This is a genomic window from Haemophilus sp. oral taxon 851 str. F0397 (genome assembly GCF_000242295.1).
Classification (GTDB): domain Bacteria; phylum Pseudomonadota; class Gammaproteobacteria; order Enterobacterales; family Pasteurellaceae; genus Haemophilus.
Map to the genome: position 1 here is coordinate 1 of NZ_JH591082.1, position 627 is coordinate 627.

At 41.0% G+C, this 627-nt stretch carries 1 protein-coding gene; it reads right to left on the reverse strand.

All coding sequences use genetic code 11. From position 1 onward, the window contains the following. Positions 1-627, reverse strand: a 627-nt coding sequence (locus tag HMPREF9096_RS01855; RefSeq protein WP_009500740.1) for an autotransporter outer membrane beta-barrel domain-containing protein, incomplete at both ends; no start/stop codon positions are given.

Below are 627 nucleotides of genomic sequence, written 5' to 3' on the forward strand. Positions count from 1 at the left end.
GATACTGCATCCAGCTATCAATATACGCACCTGTTTGTTTGTCTTGAAGTTGATGCCAAGTGGCATAAATGCCCGCGCCAAAGCCTTTCATATTTCCCGTTGTAACATTGTCTGTATCTAGGTTACGGAAAGTACTACGTTGTTCTGCCTGTCCACCCATTAAGCCGACGGAAAGTTGATAGTCTTGATTTTGTAAGGAGAAAACATCGCCACCAAGTTGTATACCTTTACGATTTCCTTCTACTGGCGCGGTTTTACCTTGTACATCTTGGCTTAAGTGACCGCTAATTAAACGCAACCACAAGCCTTTGCGTGGTAAAGTGCGGTCAAAAATATCGCTATATTTGTCATTTAAACGCAAATTGAATAGGGTATTAGCCGCCTGAGCTTGTTGTGCATAAATCGCAATATCATCGCGTTCTTGCACTTTGGTAAAAAAGCCCTCTGGGCGTTGTTGTAAAGAGAGTGTATAAATTCCCTTTTGGTGTTTACCAGAAAGACGGAATGCGCGTTTATCTGCTGTGCCATTTACTTTGATAATTTGATGCCCGTCTAGGCTTTTTAAGTCTTCTATTGGTGTTTCAAAAATGATATTAGACGTTCCTGTCACATCTTTATCAAAGGTTA